The sequence below is a fragment of the Mesorhizobium sp. C264A genome (assembly GCF_040324515.1).
Taxonomy (GTDB): Bacteria; Pseudomonadota; Alphaproteobacteria; order Rhizobiales; family Rhizobiaceae; genus Mesorhizobium.
Genome location: NZ_JAMYVY010000001.1, coordinates 3842889 through 3859923 on the forward strand (window position 1 = coordinate 3842889; position 17035 = coordinate 3859923).

General features: G+C 62.2%; 14 protein-coding genes and 1 pseudogene. 10 read left to right on the forward strand and 5 right to left on the reverse strand.

What is annotated here, in order from left to right:
- Positions 1-29 precede the first annotated feature (29 nt).
- Both NKL04_RS18820 and NKL04_RS18825 read left to right on the forward strand, forming a co-directional pair.
- Complete coding sequence (locus NKL04_RS18820) at positions 30-272, forward strand: SMc00767 family acetate metabolism repressor (protein ID WP_023669318.1); 243 nt, start codon at positions 30-32, stop codon at positions 270-272.
- 276 nt (positions 273-548) lie between these two features.
- Entirely contained in the window at positions 549-1010 is a 462-nt protein-coding gene (locus NKL04_RS18825) for a response regulator (RefSeq protein WP_023669317.1), read from the forward strand.
- A gap of 30 nt (positions 1011-1040) precedes the next feature.
- On the opposite strand, the gene NKL04_RS18830 is transcribed toward NKL04_RS18825, so the two are convergent.
- Entirely contained in the window at positions 1041-1742 is a 702-nt protein-coding gene (locus tag NKL04_RS18830) for an HAD family hydrolase (protein ID WP_031196692.1), read from the reverse strand.
- Between the two features lie 86 nt (positions 1743-1828).
- Between NKL04_RS18830 and NKL04_RS18835 the strand changes: the two genes are divergently transcribed.
- Entirely contained in the window at positions 1829-2644 is an 816-nt protein-coding gene (locus NKL04_RS18835) for a class I SAM-dependent methyltransferase (protein WP_155922418.1), read from the forward strand.
- Positions 2645-2718: 74 nt separating this feature from the next.
- Positions 2719-3441 (forward strand): annotated as a pseudogene (locus NKL04_RS18840) (ATP-grasp domain-containing protein); the annotation flags it as partial.
- Between the two features lie 212 nt (positions 3442-3653).
- Here NKL04_RS18840 and NKL04_RS18845 read toward each other — a convergent pair.
- Positions 3654-4850 (reverse strand): IS256 family transposase, encoded by a 1197-nt coding sequence (locus tag NKL04_RS18845; RefSeq protein WP_352581544.1) that lies wholly within the window; start codon positions 4848-4850, stop codon positions 3654-3656.
- Positions 4851-5066: 216 nt separating this feature from the next.
- Here NKL04_RS18845 and NKL04_RS18850 point away from each other — a divergent pair, with 216 nt between their 5' ends.
- The 3 genes from NKL04_RS18850 to NKL04_RS18860 all read left to right on the forward strand — a co-directional run bounded on the left by NKL04_RS18850 (position 5067) and on the right by NKL04_RS18860 (position 9031).
- Complete coding sequence (locus tag NKL04_RS18850) at positions 5067-6503, forward strand: glutamine synthetase family protein (protein WP_023669313.1); 1437 nt, start codon at positions 5067-5069, stop codon at positions 6501-6503.
- A gap of 120 nt (positions 6504-6623) precedes the next feature.
- A complete protein-coding gene (locus tag NKL04_RS18855; protein WP_023701812.1) occupies positions 6624-7910 on the forward strand; it encodes an NAD(P)/FAD-dependent oxidoreductase in 1287 nt (428 codons plus the stop codon).
- 275 nt (positions 7911-8185) lie between these two features.
- The gene (locus NKL04_RS18860) at positions 8186-9031 is read left to right on the forward strand and encodes an SH3 domain-containing protein (RefSeq protein WP_023697306.1); all 846 of its coding nucleotides are present in this window, start codon (positions 8186-8188) and stop codon (positions 9029-9031) included.
- A gap of 22 nt (positions 9032-9053) precedes the next feature.
- On the opposite strand, the gene NKL04_RS18865 is transcribed toward NKL04_RS18860, so the two are convergent.
- From NKL04_RS18865 to NKL04_RS18875, 3 genes are all read right to left on the reverse strand, one after another.
- A complete protein-coding gene (locus NKL04_RS18865; protein WP_023701813.1) occupies positions 9054-10349 on the reverse strand; it encodes a Mur ligase family protein in 1296 nt (431 codons plus the stop codon).
- An 85-nt stretch (positions 10350-10434) separates the two neighbouring features.
- Positions 10435-11730, reverse strand: a complete 1296-nt coding sequence (locus NKL04_RS18870; protein ID WP_023825872.1) for a Mur ligase family protein — start codon at positions 11728-11730, stop codon at positions 10435-10437.
- A 180-nt stretch (positions 11731-11910) separates the two neighbouring features.
- Positions 11911-12657 carry an SDR family oxidoreductase gene (locus tag NKL04_RS18875; protein ID WP_027049416.1) on the reverse strand — a complete coding sequence of 249 codons (747 nt, stop codon included), beginning with the start codon at positions 12655-12657 and terminating at the stop codon, positions 11911-11913.
- A 322-nt stretch (positions 12658-12979) separates the two neighbouring features.
- Here NKL04_RS18875 and zwf point away from each other — a divergent pair, with 322 nt between their 5' ends.
- The 3 genes from zwf (at position 12980) to edd (ending at position 17035) form a co-directional block, all read left to right on the forward strand.
- The gene (gene zwf / locus NKL04_RS18880) at positions 12980-14449 is read left to right on the forward strand and encodes a glucose-6-phosphate dehydrogenase (RefSeq protein ID WP_023701815.1); all 1470 of its coding nucleotides are present in this window, start codon (positions 12980-12982) and stop codon (positions 14447-14449) included.
- The gene (gene pgl / locus NKL04_RS18885) at positions 14431-15147 is read left to right on the forward strand and encodes a 6-phosphogluconolactonase (RefSeq protein WP_023701816.1); all 717 of its coding nucleotides are present in this window, start codon (positions 14431-14433) and stop codon (positions 15145-15147) included. The genes zwf and pgl overlap by 19 nt, the downstream gene beginning before the upstream one ends.
- Positions 15148-15211: 64 nt before the next feature.
- Entirely contained in the window at positions 15212-17035 is a 1824-nt protein-coding gene (gene edd / locus NKL04_RS18890) for a phosphogluconate dehydratase (RefSeq protein ID WP_023701817.1), read from the forward strand.

Consider the following 17035-nt stretch of genomic DNA (forward strand, 5'->3'; position numbering starts at 1 on the left):
ACAGGGCAAAGGGACATAGGAGAAGAAAAATGGCATCGATAAGCCGCGTCAAGGAACGTGCAGAAGAGCAGTCGACCACGATGAGCGTCGACCAGCAGGCGACGATCCGCATGCTGGCCAACGACCTGCACAGGCTCAATCAATCGGTGATGAAGGCAGTCGAGGCCGGCGTCTCGGTGGAACTGGTGCGCTCGGCCCGGCATCATGGCGGCGACGGCAATTGGGGCGACCTGCTGATCCCGGTGATCGTCACGCAGAAGAGTCACGGCTGATCTTCCCTTACGGAAGCTTTGTGCTTGTGGAACCTATGGGCCCCGCCGCTCACTGGCCGATTTCAACGTCACCCGCGAGTTTTAAGCGCGGGTGACTTTCGCTTTTGAGCGTGAACTTAACTACAGTTCGAAAACAGAACTTGTCTCCGGGGTTTAATATTTCCGGCTATATTTCGCAGGTCCGTCATTTCAGCTTGACATGGCGGGCGATCTCACGCCAATTGGCTCTCGGATTTCAACCCTGCATTGAAGCAGCGCCGAGTGCCCGCCCCGCCCATGTGCCCTGTGAACCGCGAGACCGACACCGCCAAACATCTGAATTCGTCAAGCAGGGACGCGAACTCCGAGATATCAACGGATTTCTCCCACGTGCTGGTCGTTGGAAAATCGCCGATCAACCGGGTGGTGGTGTCGAAGATCGTCGAGAAGTCCGGACTGAAGCCGATCTCCGAGTCGCCCGAGATGGCGGCCAAGACATTGCGAACCCTCATTCCGGGCGCCGTCGTTCTCGATGGCGGCCCCGACAACGAGGACTGCCGCGCGCTGATGGCGGCCATCGACGCCTTGCGGCGGACATCTGGGCGGTCGCTCCCCAAGGTGATCCTGCTTTCAACCAAGACCGGCACGCCCGACAGCCTGGGTCTGTCGAGCGTGGTCGATGTGGTGGTAACCAAGCCGATCACCACCGAAAGGCTGCAGCCGGTGGTCGACCGGCTGATCAGTCTCGGGCGCGGCTGATCGCAATCCGCCCGAACGCGTGTGGGGCGGTCAGCCTTCCTTGCCGATGCTCTCGATCAAAGCCGGCAGTTCGCCAAGATCGACAAGCTGACGAAAACGCGGTGCCTCGACCGGCGGCTCGACGTGTTCGAGCACCCAGGTCAGCTCGTGCGGCACATACACACCCCAGCTGCCGGCCTCGATGGCCGGCACCACGTCCGACTTGAGCGAATTGCCGACCATCATGCTGGTCTGCGGGCTGCCGTGACGGCCAAAGATCCTGGCATAGGTGGCGGCGCTCTTGTCGCTGACGATCTCGACGGCATCGAACAGGTCGCCAAGGCCGGACGCCGCCAGCTTGCGCTCCTGGTCGAACAGATCGCCCTTGGTGATCAGCACCAGATGGTAGGCGCCGGCGAGCTTTTCGACTGTCTCGCGCGCATGCGGCAGCGCCTCGACAGGATGGCCGAGCATGTCGCGGCCGGCGGCAAGGATTTCGGCGATCGTCGAGGCCGGCACACGGCCCTCGGTCACTTCTATCGCCGTTTCGATCATCGACAAGGTAAAGCCCTTGATGCCGAAGCCGTAGACGGCAAGGTTGCGCTTCTCGGCCTCCAGCAGCCGTGCCGAAATGTGCTCGGCCTCGCCATGGTCGGCGAGCAGGGTTGCAAAATGCTTCTCGGTCAGGCGGAAGAACTGTTCGTTCTGCCATAGGGTATCGTCGGCGTCGAAGCCGATAGTGGTCAGGGGCATGGTCGACTGTCCCGTTCAAGTGAAGGCAATGATGTAGACGTTGTCGCCGCACACTGCTAGCTACGGCAAGGGAATGGTGGGAAGCAATGCCGGAATTGGGCGCCTGGAAGCGTGAACTGGAGCAAATTGTGGGCTCCTTGCCAGGGCGTACTCCGACTGAACTCATAAATGCCATCCGAGATCTTGGCATCGCCATGGGACACGATACCGGCGAGGCGTTGCTTGAAACCTACCCGGAGATCCTTTCGTACCGACCGGCGCTGACCGCCGCATTCGGCAAGATGGTGCAGGAGCAAGATACCGCCGAGATCAGGCACATGCTGGATCAGGATCTGAGCGGTCCGGCATCCTTCGGGCAGATCGCAGCGGGAAAAACAAGCATCGGCGTGCTGTCATCCAGGGATGCGTATAATCGCCTGAACGAAGTCTTCGATCAGGTCGATTTCGGCAGCTGCTGCCGCGCTGTCATGGTCGGCTGCGGAGGGCGTCCGTTTACGATGTTCCGCATACACGACCAGACTGTCGTCCCCGAAATCATCGGTCTCGATATTGTGCCTGAAGCGGTCGAAACGGCAAACAGGCTTGCGGCCAAGCTCGGCTATGTGCGGATGCGGGCCGAGCTTTGCGACGGCCGCGACTATGACTATGGCGAGGCGCAGGTCGTTTACGTCGCCAGCATGGTATCGCCCAAGGCAGCGGTGGTTTCTCGCATAGCCGATACCGCGCCTCAAGGTGTGCAGATCGTCTTGTGGGAGCCGGTCTCGCTTGGCAGGCTGTGGGCGGAAAGCGTAGAAAGAACGCTTGATCCCCGGCTTGCGGTTACCGGCCGCACGAGCATCCATCGAAATATGACGCGGGACGTGTTCGTTGCACGCGGGAGTGTTCCCAGGCCAGCAAGCTGATCATGCCAGGGCTGCGGATGAGCGACCGCGTGCTGCTTACCCTGGTACAGGCATGGTGCCTTGTCCGCCATCCGATGATTTGCGCCCGCACCTTCAATCATAGCGGCGTGCTGCCCGATCCGGCAAGGCCCGCTTCCTATGCAGACAAGTTCCTGTGGCGCAAGATTTTCGACCACAATCCCTTCTTCACCACGGCTTGCGACAAGCTCGCCTCGAAAGCCTACGCTCTGTCCACCTGTCCAGAACTCAAGACCGCTGCGGTTCTGTGGTCCGGATATGACGCGGCAGAACTTCCGGCGGAGCTGCTCACCGGCAATGTCATGGTGAAGGCCAATCATGGCTGCCGCTGGAACATGATGGTGCGCAACGGTGAGGTAGACAGAGCTAGGCTGCGCCGGCGTACGGCACGCTGGATGCGCCACCGCTACGGCAGGAAGCTCGGCGAATGGGGCTACAAGCACGCCAGCAGGCGCATCCTCGTGGAAGAGATGCTCCTCGAGGACGGTCAGCCCGTTGCTTTGGAGTACAAATTCCACGTGTCTAACGGGACGACGGCCTATGTCTATGCCGCGCGTCGGGATGAGCACGGCAACGAACAGAAATGTCATTTCGACCGTGACGGAACCTACGCGCCGCCACCGCCAGGCAGCCGCCCCCAGTGGGTCCGGATCGACCTGCCGGCATCCTTCCCGCGCATGCTTGCCATCGCCGAGCGGCTGACCGCGCCGTTCGATCACATGCGATGCGATTTCTACGAAATCGAAGGCGCGATCTTCTTTTCCGAATTCTCGGTCTATCCGCTATCCGGCAAAGGCATCATCAACACAAGGCTCAGGGATCTGTGCGCAGACAGCTGGAACCTCAGCCAATCCTGGTTCCTGACCGCGCCGCAAAGCGGATGGCGCAGGCGCTATGCCGGTGCCTTGCGCAGATGGCTGGGCGCAAATGCGCCGCCCGGCAAGGGGTTGTGTGCGTCAAGTTCTGCAAAATGGGGCGGCCATGATGCTGGTCATGCGGCTTGGCGCAGAGCGAGCTTCTTGTGCTCGCGCAGGTCGTCCATGTTGATGTATCGGTTGGCCTCCATCCAGTTTTCATTGGTCTCGACGGCCAACGCCCTGACCAGGCGCAGGCAGCTTTCGGTGTTGGGGAAGATGCGCACGACATAGGTGCGCCGGCGGATTTCCTCGTTGAGCCGCTCCAGCATGTTGGTGGATTTGAGATGCTTGTGGTGCTGTCTCGGCAGCCTGAAGAAGGTCAGGGTTTGTTCGATGGCATCCTCGGCCCAGCCTGTCAGGCGCGGATAGCGTGCCGACCATTTGGCAAGCCATGCGGCAAGATCAGCCCTGGCCTCTGCGAGATCGCGCCGGTCGTAGAGCCAGCGCAATTCCTGCAGGCAGTCGTCGCCGTGCTTCCTCGGCAGATGATCGAGCGCGTTCCTGAGGAAGTGCACGTAGCAGCGTTGCCAGGCGGCTTCGGGGATCACCTCGCCGATCGCTGCCACCAGGCCGGCGTGATCGTCGGACACAACCAACTCGACGCCCTTGAGGCCGCGCGCCTTGAGGCCGACGAGGAAGTCCCTCCAGGCCGAGCGGCTCTCGCGATTGGCCATCTCCACGGCCAGGATCTGGCGCCTTCCGTCCCAGTCGATACCGACCGCGATCAGCACCGCCTGGCTCATGACAACACCGGCTTCACGCACCTTCTCGTAGCGCGCATCGAGGATGAGGTAAGGAAACGGCTCTTGAAGGGGGCGCCTGGCAAAGGCAGCGAGGCTCTCGTCCAGCCGCTTGTTGATGGCCGAGATCGACGAGGCCGAGAAGGCATGGCCGCACAGTTCTTCCGTGATCGCCTTCACCTTGCGGGTCGACACGCCCTGCACATACATCTCCGCCAGTGTCGCCACCAAGGCCCGCTCGGAACGCTGGTAGCGCTCGAACAGCTCGGTGGAGAAGCGCCCGGCCCGGTCCTGCGGAACCCGCAGCTCGAGCTTGCCGACCCGCGTCACAAGGGTACGGCCGTAATAGCCCGAGCGATAGCCAAGCCGTTCGGGCGTGCGCTCGCTCTTCGAGGCACCCAGCGCCTCGTCCATCTCGGCCTCAAGCACCTCCTGTATCACCGCACGGAGCACTTCGTGCAATCCATCCGGGTTCGAAAGCAAAATGTCTTTGACGGCAGCGCTGGCGGTCTTAACTTCAGTCTTGGTCATGGTGGCGTTCCTTCGCGGGAATCAGGTGACGTGAACAATCACCAGCCTGCCATGACCGCCCCCTCTCAGCGAATTTGCAGAACTCTCAGCACACTACCCGGCAAGGCCGTCTGACATAGGCCGTTCAGCCTCGTTGCCGCACCTATCGGGCCGGCTCCCCTTCCCTTCCATCACCGGCAACGGCTATACTCCCAAATCCGCAACCCAAACTGGTGAATGATGCCGCCTGCGAAAAAGGAAGTCCGTCCGTCGACCCGCGGAGGACGCGTCCGAACGCCTGCCTTCGTGAAAAATCAACGCGGCGTGAAGAACTGGAAGGAAGTCAGCGCCTGGCTGGAATGGCGCGGCATCGAAGACATAGAATGCATCACGCCTGATCAGGCTGGCGTCGCGCGCGGCAAGATGATGCCGTCGAAGAAATTCACTTCCAACACCTCGCTGGCGCTGCCATCGGCAGTGTTCATGACGACGATTTCGGGCGGCTATCCCGAGGACGGCAACGGTTTCCACTATCCGGAGGATGATGGCGACCTGAAGCTGATGCCGGATCTGTCGACGTTGACCGTCGTGCCCTGGGAAGAAGACCCGACGGCCGCCGTCATCTGCGACCTCGTCCATCAGGATGGCCGTTCGGTCGAGTTCACGCCGCGCAACGTCCTGAAGCGCGTGGTAGCAGCCTATGACAAGCGCGGGCTGAAGCCGGTGGTGGCGCCCGAGATCGAATTCTATCTGGTGCGCAAGAACCCCGACCCGGATTATCCGCTGACCCCACCCGTCGGGCGTTCCGGACGGGCAATCGGCGGCGGCGCCGGCTATTCGATCGCCGGCGTCAACGAGTTCGACGAACTGATCGACGACATCTACCATTTCTCCGAAAGCCAGGGCCTGGAGATCGACACGCTGATCCACGAGGAAGGCGCCGGCCAGCTCGAGATCAATCTGCGTCACGGCGATCCGGTCGAGCTCGCCGATCAGGTGTTCATGTTCAAACGCACCATTCGCGAGGCAGCGCTGAAGCATGAGATCTATGCCACCTTCATGGCCAAGCCGATCCAGGGCCAGCCAGGTTCTGCCATGCACATCCACCAGTCGATCATCGACAAGAAGACCGGGCTGAATATCTTTTCGGCGAAGGACGGCTCGGAAACCGACGACTTCTTCCATTTCATCGGCGGCATGCAGAAGCATGTGCCGAACGCACTGGTGATGTTTGCTCCCTACGTCAATTCCTACCGCCGGCTGACGCAGTCGGCCTCGGCGCCGGTCAACAACAAATGGGGCTATGACAACCGCACCACGGCGTTCCGCGTGCCGCGCTCGGATCCGGCGGCGCGGCGTGTCGAAAACCGCATCCCGTCTTCCGACGCCAACCCCTATCTGGCGCTGGCGGCCTCACTTGCCTGCGGGCTGATCGGCATCACCAACAAGATCAAGGCCGAGCCTCCGGTGCTGACCACCGCAAACGCCGATGAGATCGACCTGCCACGCGGCCTGCTCGAAGCCGTCGACCTTTTCGAAGGCGACGAGGAACTATGCGCTCTTCTGGGCAAGTCCTTCGCCGCAACCTATGCAGCGATCAAGCGGGCGGAGTTCGAGACCTTCATGGAAGTGATCAGCCCGTGGGAGCGGGAGTATCTGTTGCTCAACGTGTGAGCGGCGACTTCGTCGTGTGAATGGTGAATAGTGAATGGTGAGTAGTTTCATATTGGATGGATGAGCGCAGACGTCGTGCGTCTCGCAGCCATTCACCATTCACCATTGGCTGGTGTCCCCATGCCTTACCAATCACCTATCTCCCCCGGTCGCTCCTGGTACGAAGACACAGCCGGACCACGCCCTGAGTACCCTGCCCTGGACGGCGACCGCAGCTGCGACGTCGTCGTCGTCGGCGGTGGCTTCACCGGGCTGTCGGCGGCCGCTCATTTGGCGAAGGCGGGAGCCGACGTCGTTCTGATCGAAGCGCATCGCTTCGGCGACGGCGCTTCAGGGCGCAATGGCGGCCAGCTCGGCACGGGCCAGCGCGCCTGGGCCGAAGAGATGGAGGCCGAATACGGCTTCTCCCGCGCCAAGGCGCTGTTCGACCTTGCTGAAGAGGCGAAAGCGCACCTGCTCGAATTCGCCGCCGTCAACCAGATCGACATCGACTATATGCCGGGCCAGTTGTCCGTGGCGCACAAGCCGCGTTATCTCGACGACTACAAGGCACATGCCGAGATCATGGCCGGCCGCTTCAATTATCCGCACATCGCCTTCATGGATGCCAGGGAAACGGCCGAACGGCTGGGCTCCACACGCTACTTCGGCGGCACCCGCGACACCGGCACCGGACACATCCACCCGATGAAGCTGGTGATCGGCACGGCAAAGGTCGCGGCAGCGGCCGGCGCGCACCTGTTCGAGCAGACACTATCGACCGGTGTTACCTCCAGCGGCGGTAAGGTCAGGGTGACGACTTCGAGAGGAATCATCACCGCCCAGAAATGCCTGATCGGTGTAAATGCCTATGGCGGCACGCTCGAGCCGGTGAGTGCCGCGCACATCATGCCCATCGGTTCGTTCATCGGCGCGACGGTGCCGCTGGGCGTCGATTCGAAAGTGCTGCCGGGCGGCGAGGCGGTCGACGATTCGCGTTTCGTCGTGCGTTATTTCCGCAAATCCAGGGATGGAAGGCTGCTGTTCGGCGGGCGCGAGGTCTATGGCGTCAACGATCCGAAGGACATCCATGTCCATATCCGCCGGCAGATAGCCGAGCTTTATCCGGAACTGAGCGATGTCGAGATCACCCATGGCTGGGGCGGCTATGTCGGCATCACCATGCCCAGGAAACCGTTCGTGCGCGAGGTGATGCCCAATGTGATCTCGGCCGGAGGCTATTCCGGCCACGGCGTGATGCTGTCGAACTTCTTCGGCAAGCTCTATGCCCAGACCGTCGCCGGCAACCGCGACAGACTGAAGCTGATCGAGGACCTGAACATCCCGGCTTTTCCCGGCGGCCGGCGATTTAGAACGCCATTATTGTTCTTGGCACTGAACTGGTTTGCCCTGAGGGACCGAATATAGAGAAAGTATCTCATATCGGCCGTGGCTGGTACTGAGCTGATTCTATTGAGCTGTTGGTTGCCGCAGCGAGACGTTGCAGAATCCTTAACAAGAGCGCACAATTCCCCTGAGGGCGCACTGATGCCACAATCAAGGGCAAAGGATGCCGGTTCTGGGCGATTGAACGGGGATTTCTGCGGGCCTGCCCGCTTTGTTGTTGGGACCGATGCCGATCGAATGCCGGGCTGCCGGCGCCGATCGAAAGAACACCGGCTCATCTTTTGGAGGTGGCAAGAGTGAACGAGCCCTTCAGTTTCGGCGCGCCGGAACGTCGGCGCTTCGCCATGCAATTCGGCTATGACATGCGGCCCTCCTTCTGGCAGGGGGTGCGCACGAATTCGCATCTGGTGATCGCCGCGGTCGGCACCGCAGCGCTGCTTGGCGTGGCGGGCATAGCGCTTTGGCTGGCGTTGCCGGCCAGCGACCGGCAAGCGATCGCCAGCACACAGCAGAACGTTCCGACTTTTCCGGTCAAGACGACCAAGATTGCCCCGGTCGCGGCCACGGCTGCCGCGGTAGCGGCGCCACAAGCCGCGCGCAAGGGCGATGCGGTTTCATCGACGGTCGCTGCCGGTGGGGCTGCCATGCCGCCGCTGTCGGCGAACGATCCGCGCTGGACTGCGGCGCAATCCAACAGCGACCCTGCCGCGACGCCATCCGATCAGGCGCCTGCCGAGCAGGCTGCCGCCAAACCGTCTGATGCCGCGGCATTCGAAGAACCGGCGGCGCAGAGCGACGCCACGACGCAGCTGTCAAAGGTCGCTGCTCCCGCCAATGACGACGACGCCGAGACCGCCGCCATACCGACGCCAAAACCGCAACTTCCAAACGAGCAATCTTCCGCCGCAACGGACGATACCCAGGCCAAGGCCAAGCCACAGAAGGTGGCTGCTGCCGCCGGCACCGGACGCATCCTCAGGGCGGTGACAATGCGCAGCGGTCCGCAGAAAAACGCCGCCGCCATGGGGACCGTGCCCGCCAAGTCGTCGGTGCAGGTGATGAGTTGCAAGAAATGGTGCCAGATCGTCTACAACGGCAAGCGCGGCTGGATCTACAAGAGCTACATCAAGACCGGGGATTGAGACGCAAGCCGCCAAATTCTGGTCAGCCGCCGAGCAGCCATCTGAAACGGTGTCTTCTGCGAGCAAGTTTGCGCTTCGCCAGGAAATCCCTCTGTTCCTCGAACGGCACCTCGTAGAGGCCGCACATTTGGCAGCTTTCCGACTTGCGGCATATCGGGACCCAGCATTTGACGTCGTGTGTCCAGGCGAGCGCGATCCTTTCCAGATGAAGGTTGGACGAACTTTTCAGCAGAATCAGTTCTCCTGGGACTGCCGTCCGTTTGATATGATCCGAAACTTCCTTGGCAGTGCGAAGCTCAATGAAACGGCCGCTGTCGCGGTCGGCCTGGCTGGCGCGCGAGCGATGCGCATTGTCGCCGGTATAAATGACCTCATCGGCGATTTCGCGCGCGATGTTGTAGGCGGCGCCGTATTTCCTCGACGAGCCGGCGTAGTCGGATATCTGCCCCAGCACAATGCGCTTGCGAGCACCCTTGGCCTTTGCAATCATCTCCAGAGCAATGTTGAGCGAATGCCAGGGCGCTTTGGCCGTATCGACCAGGAATTTCGGACCCGCGGATACCTCTTGCACCGTAGAGCGGTTGGGCAGTGGTGCAAACGATGCCGTTCTCGCTACGACTTGCTCTGGCGGGACGCCAAGTTCCAAGGCGGCGGCAACAGCCGCTGCAGTCGGCAGCCAGAATTGCTCGCCGGGAAAAGGCGCTTGAATATTCAGGCTGCCATCGCGCCAATGAAGGGTGAACCGCAGCAATTCCGGATACGCGGCATGCACGTCACTCACGCGGTAGTCTGCCTCGCCGGACTGGCCGAAGGTCGCAATCCGGCATTTCGCGCCAGACGCCATGCCGATCACCAGTGGGTCATCGCAATTGAGAACCGCAAGTCCATCAGGTTGGAGTGCCCCGACCAGCGCCCGCTTCTCTCCCGCCACAGCTTCCAGAGTCTTGAACTTGCCGAAATGCTCCAGACGGATCATCGTAACCACCGCCACACTCGGCTTCAGCATCTGCGCCATGGCGCTGATCGTGCCGAAGTCGGAAGCGCCGGCTTCGAAAACGACGTAATCGACTTTGCCGGCCTTCCTCAGGCGCTTGTAAAGCGTTCGGATGAGCGCAGGCATTGTATTGGCCTGGGCCTGTAGATGCACCTTGCCTTGGGCGGCCAGTATGTGTGCAAGCAGGCTGGTGGATGTGGATTTGCCGGAGCTGCCGGTGATGCCGATGAACGTCGCCTTGTTACGCGCCCGCACCCAGCGCGCCTGCAGCCGTCGCAGCGCCCAGCCCAAGTCCTTGCGAATTTTCAGCAATTCCAGTTTCACACCCCGCCAGCTTTTAGCCCAGCCTAATATGCGTCGTGCCAAGTTCCAGAGTCAAACGGGCGCTGGCGTGCTTCAGCCAAAGATTCTAGCGGCCGAGGAGCCGCAGCAGTCTGTGCTTGCGGCGCTTCGATTTTCTCTGCGCCACAAACTCACGGTGCTGCTCAAACGGCACTTCATAGAGGCCGCATTGCTCGCATCCCTCGGTCTTGCCGCATACCGAAACCCAGCACTGGACGTCGTGGGTCCAGGCAAGAGCGACACGCTCGAGGTGCAGATTGGACGAGCTCTTGAGCAGGATCAACTCGTCACGCTGCGCGGTTTGGGCGATGTAGTCCGACACTTCCCTGGCCGTGCGCAATTCGATGAAGCGGCCGCTGTCGCGATCTGCCTGGTTCGCCTTGGAGCGATGGGCATGATCGCCGGCATAAATCACCTGGTCTGCAATCTCGCGCGCGCTGCTGTAGGCTTGGGCATATCTGTTATTCGAGCCGGAAAAATCCGATAGCTGGCCAAGAACGATACGTTTTCGCCCGAATGTCGATCCGGCTACCATGTCGAAGGCAAGGCTCAGCGAATGCCAGGGCGCCTTTGCGGCATCCACGATGAAGTGGGGGCCGCCCGCGGGGACGAGCACCTGGCCGCGATTTTCCAGAGGCTGGAACGTCGCGGTTCTGTCCTTGACCATCTGCGCAGGCACGCCCAGTTCAAGAGCGGTTGCAACCGCCGCTGACGTCGGCAGCCAGAAATGCTGGCCGGGGAACGACGTCTCGATATCGAGCACACCGCCGCGCCAGTGGAGCGAGAACCGCAACGGCTTGGGATAGGCTGCCTCGATATCGCTGACGCGATAATCCGCCTGCTCCGATGTGCCGAATGTGACGGAACGGCAATAGCTCGCCGAGGCCATGCCCATCACAAGAGGGTCATCGGCATTGAGCATCGCGAAGCCGCCCGGCTCCAGCGCCGCGACTAGGGCGCTCTTTTCTCGAGCGACGTTTTCCACAGTCTTGAAACTGGCCCGATGCTCCAGCCGGACCATTGTGACAACAGCCACGTCGGGGCGAAGCAACTCGGCCATGGGCTTCATTGTATCCGGGCCGAATGCAGCAGCCTCGAAGACGACGTAGTCGGTTTTGCCGCCCTTTCCCATTCGCCTGGATAGGGTCGAGACCAACACCTTCATAGTGTTGGCCAGAACCTGTGTGTGGACCGAACCGTGGCCAGCCAGGATGTGTCCAAGCAGGCTTCCCGCCGTCGTCTTGCCGGAGCTTCCGGTAACGCCGATGAAAATTGCCTTGCTTCGCGCCCGCGCACGCGTGGCCAGGTAAAGCCGCAGCCGCCATCCCAGATCATAGCGACTTTTCTGCTGCCTGATCTTCATCACCCGCCAACACTATCCACGATCCCGTTATGCCTTTCGGGTGATCGAGAAGTCAAACTGGGGTCCGGCGTGACGACGTCAACTGTTCGTTCCTCGGCCGGCCGGCGCACCGATGCGAACTTTTGCCGACGTTGCTCTGTCTGCCGTGCATTGCGAACAGCGAGGTACTTCCCGAATTGCTCAAATGCAGCGGCCGCCGTCGACCTCCAGCGCCACGCCGGTGATGAAGGCGGCTTCGTCCGACGCAAGCCAAAGCGCAGCGTTGGCGATATCGAGCGGCGTCGACAGACGGCCGAGCGGTATCGAGGCACGGAATTTCTCGCGGATCTCGGGCGTGTCAGTGCCCATGAATTTCTCCAGCATGCCGGTCTCGCCGGCGACCGGGCAAAGGCAGTTCACGCGGATGTTCTTGGGCGCGAGTTCGACCGCCATCGACTTGGTCGCGGTGATCGCCCAGCCCTTCGAGGCATTGTACCAGGTGAGCCCCGGACGCGGCCGCAGACCGGCGGTCGAAGCCGTGGTCAGGATGACGCCGCCGCCCTGCCGCTCCATGATCGGCACCACGGCAAGTGCGGCGTGGTAGATCGCCTTCATGTTGACTGAAGTGATCAGGTCGAAGGTCGCCTCGTCGACGTCGAGCATGTCGCCATTGCGATGGGTGTAGCCGGCATTGTTGACCATGATATCGATGCGGCCGAAGGCGCTTTTTGCGGCATAGACCATCTCGTCGAATTCGGAACGCTGCGAAACGTCGGTCTGGGTCCAGATCGCGGCCTGGCCGATCTCTGCTGCAACGCGCTCCGCGCCCTTGGCGTTGAGGTCGGCGACGACGACCTTGGCGCCCTCTTCGGCAAAGCGCCTGGCCATGCCTTCGCCGAAACCTGACGCAGCACCCGTGATGACGGCAACCTTGTTTTCCAGACGCATGCTTTTTCCGCTCATTGAAGACCCACCTCGCAAGCGCATTTTTCCTTTTTGTTTGATGCGTGTCTGTCTCCCAGAACCGCTTCGCACTTCTGGGCGACACGCATTAGCTTTCGTCACATTCCCGCTTTATGTTGCAGGCGCGAAAGCCCCGGGACCATCGCTTGACGAAAAGCCTCCGGGTGGCAGCCAGTGTCAAGGCACATTTGGAGCGAATCAATATGCAGTGATTTGGCCTTGATGTGACACCATGGCACTGGATAGTTTAAATCGATTAGATTATATCCTGCCGCGTCACAGCGAGCGGCGTCAAAGCGGACAGACCATGACCAGCCAGATCATTCCCGTCGAGCCTTTCGACTTCATCATTTTCGGCGGCACCGGCGACCTGTCGGAACGCAAGCTGCTGCCCTCGCTCTACCACCGCCAGCGCGACCACCAGTTTTCCGAGCCGACCCGCATCATCGGCACCTCGCGCTCCAAGATGAGCGACGAGGAATTCCAGGCTTTCGCCAAGCAGGCGATTTCCCAGCATGTGAAGCCGGCCGACATCGACGCCGAGGAACTCAAGACATTTCTTGCCCGGCTGTCCTACGTATCGGCCGACGCGACGACGGGTGCCGGCTTCGACAAGCTGAAAAAGGCGATCGGCGAAAGCGACCGCATCCGCGCTTTCTATCTGGCGGTGGCGCCGGCGCTGTTCGGCGACATCTCGCACCAGCTGAAAGCCCACAATCTCATCACGCCGAATTCACGCATCGTGCTGGAGAAGCCGATCGGCCGCGACCTCGATTCGGCGCGCAAGCTCAACGACGTGGTTGGAGACGACTTCCACGAAAGCCAGATCTTCCGCATCGACCACTATCTCGGAAAGGAGACGGTGCAGAATCTGATGGCGCTGCGCTTTGCCAACGCGCTCTATGAGCCGCTTTGGAATTCTGCCCATATCGACCATGTGCAGATCACGGTAGCCGAGACCGTCGGTCTTGAAGACCGCGTCACCTACTACGACAAGGCCGGCGCGCTGCGCGACATGGTGCAGAACCACATGCTGCAGCTGCTCTGTCTGGTTGCCATGGAAGCGCCATCGTCGATGGATGCCGATGCCGTGCGCGACGAGAAGCTGAAGGTGCTGCGGGCGCTGAAGCGCATCAACGGCAATGAGGCACCCAAGCACACCGTGCGCGGCCAATACCGCGCCGGCGCCTCTGCAGGCGGCGCGGTGAAAGGCTATGTCGAGGAACTTGGCAAAGACAGCTCCACCGAGACTTTCGTCGCCATCAAGGCTGAGATCGGCAATTGGCGCTGGGCCGGCGTGCCATTCTATCTCAGGACCGGCAAAAGGCTGGCGACCCGCGTTTCGGAAATCGTCATCGAGTTCAAGCCGATCCCGCATTCGATCTTCGGCGACAGCGCCGGGCCGATCTCAGCCAACCAACTGGTGATCCGGCTGCAGCCCGACGAAGGCGTCAAGCAGTTCATCATGATCAAGGATCCAGGCCCGGGCGGCATGCGGCTGCGCCAGATTCCGCTCGACATGAGCTTTGCAACATCTTTCGACGGCCGCGCGCCGGACGCCTATGAACGGCTAATCATGGATGTTATCCGCGGCAACCAGACGCTGTTCATGCGCCGCGACGAGGTCGAGGCGGCATGGAAGTGGATCGACCCGATCCAGAACGCCTGGGAAAGCGCCAGGCAGGAGGCGCAAGGCTATACGGCCGGCACATGGGGTCCCTCGGCCTCGATTGCGCTGATCGAACGCGACGGGCGGACATGGCACGAAAGCAGTTGAGCGAGCCCGTCTATAACTGGAACGGCTTTGCCGGGCGCCAGGACCTGGCGGCAGCCCTTGCCGGCAATGTCGCGGCGCGCCTGACCAAGGCCATCGACGAGCGCGGCACGGCCCTGCTTGCCGTTTCCGGCGGCACCACGCCGGCAAAGTTCTTTGCAGCACTTTCGGCCATTCCGATCGCCTGGAACAAGGTGACGGTGACGCTGGTCGACGAACGGTTCGTGCCGGCCTCCTCGCCGCGCTCGAATGCGGGGCTGGTCGCGGCCAACCTGCTGCAGAACAAGGCGGCTGCCGCGCACTTCGTGCCGCTCTACCATGAGGCGGCAAGCATCGAGACCGCCGCGGCGGCCGACGATGCGGCGCTGAAGGCTCTGCCCTGGCCCCTCGATGTCGTCGTGCTCGGCATGGGCGGCGACGGCCACACCGCCTCGTTCTTTCCCGACGCCGAGAATCTCGGCGATTTGCTCGACCCAGCCTCATCAAGGATCGTGCTGCCGGTTCACGCGGCAAGCGCCGGCGAACCCCGGTTGACGCTGCCGCTGGCGCGGATCGTCGACGCCGGCTTCATCGCGCTGCATATAGAAGGCGAGGACAAGCGCACCGCCTTCGACGATGCGATGGGACCGGGCGCGAAAAAGCCCATCCGCAAAGTCCTCGAAGCGGCACCCACCCCGGTAGAGGTGTTCTGGGCACCCTGATTTCACGCAAAGCAGTCCCGGCAGACGGTGGAGGACGTTCTTCCGGGGCTCGAAAGGACCGACCATGACAGCCAGACGCGACATCGAAGCCATCACGGAACGCATCCGCCAACGCTCGACAGCCGGCCGCGAGCGCTATCTCGGCCGCATCGCCGAGGCCTCCAGCCGCACCGCCAACCGGGGCGTCCTGTCTTGCGGCAACCTCGCGCATGGCTTTGCCGTCTGCAGCCCGTCTGAAAAGCTGGCGCTCGGCGCCGACAAGGTGCCGAACCTCGGCATCATCACCTCCTACAATGACATGCTGTCGGCGCATCAGCCCTTCGAAACCTTCCCGGCGCTGATCAAGGAAGCCGCGAAGGAAGTTGGCGGCATCGCGCAAGTGGCCGGCGGCGTGCCCGCCATGTGCGACGGCGTGACCCAGGGACAGCCCGGCATGGAGCTGTCGCTGTTTTCGCGCGACGTCATCGCCATGTCGGCGGCGATCGGCCTGTCGCACAACATGTTCGACGCCGCCGTCTATCTCGGCGTCTGCGACAAGATCGTGCCGGGGCTGGTGATCGCGGCTCTCACCTTCGGCCATCTGCCGGCGGTGTTCGTGCCGGCCGGGCCGATGACGACGGGCCTGCCCAACGACGAGAAGGCCAAGGTTCGCCAGCTCTATGCCGAGGGCAAGGCCGGACGCGCAGAACTGCTCGAAGCGGAGTCCAAATCCTATCACGGGCCGGGCACCTGCACGTTCTATGGCACCGCCAATTCCAACCAGATGCTGATGGAGATCATGGGCCTGCATACGCCCGGCGCGTCCTTCGTCAATCCAGGCACGCCGCTGCGCGACGCGCTGACGCGCGAGGCGACCAGGCGAGCCCTGGCGATCACCGCGCTCGGCAACGCCTACACGCCGGTCGGCCGCATGATCGACGAGCGCTCTTTCGTCAATGGCGTCGTCGGCCTGCACGCCACCGGCGGCTCTACCAACCACACCATCCATCTCATCGCCATGGCCGCCGCGGCCGGCATCACGCTTACCTGGCAGGACATTTCCGACCTGTCGGAAGCGGTGCCGCTTCTCGCGCGCGTCTATCCGAACGGGCTTGCCGACGTGAACCATTTCCATGCCGCCGGCGGGCTCGGCTTCCTGATCCGCGAATTGCTCGACGAAGGCATCCTGCATGAGGATGTGCAGACGGTATGGGGCGAAGGCCTGAGGCCCTATGCGGTCGAGGCCCGGCTCGGCGAAGATGGCGGCGTCGTGCGTGAAGCCTCGCCGCTGCAGAGCGGTGACGAGAAGGTGCTGGCGCCGTTCAAGAAGGCGTTCCAGCCGACCGGCGGCCTGAAAGTGCTCGCCGGCAATCTCGGCCACGCCGTCATCAAGACGTCCGCCGTGAAGCCGGAACGCCGCGTCATCGAGGCGCCGGCCAAGGTGTTCGACAGCCAGCAGGGACTGAACGAAGCCTTCAAGGCCGGCACGCTGACCGGCGACTTCATCGCCGTCATCCGCTTCCAGGGCCCAAAGGCAAACGGCATGCCGGAACTGCACAAGCTGACCACCGTGCTCGGCATCCTGCAGGATCGCGGCCAGCGCGTCGCGCTGGTCACGGACGGGCGCATGTCTGGCGCTTCCGGCAAGGTGCCGGCGGCGATCCATGTAACGCCGGAAGCGGTCGAGGAAGGGCCGATCGCCAGGATCCATGACGGCGACATCATCCGGCTCGACGCCGATGCCGGCACGCTGGAAGTGCTGGTGCCGGGGCCCGAGCTCGCGCTGCGCCGCACGGCCGACATCGATCTCATCGGCAACGAGTTCGGTTTCGGCCGCGAGCTGTTCGCCGGTTTCCGCCAGCTGGTCGGCCGCGCCGACCACGGCGCCAGTGCTTTCGGCACGGCCTGA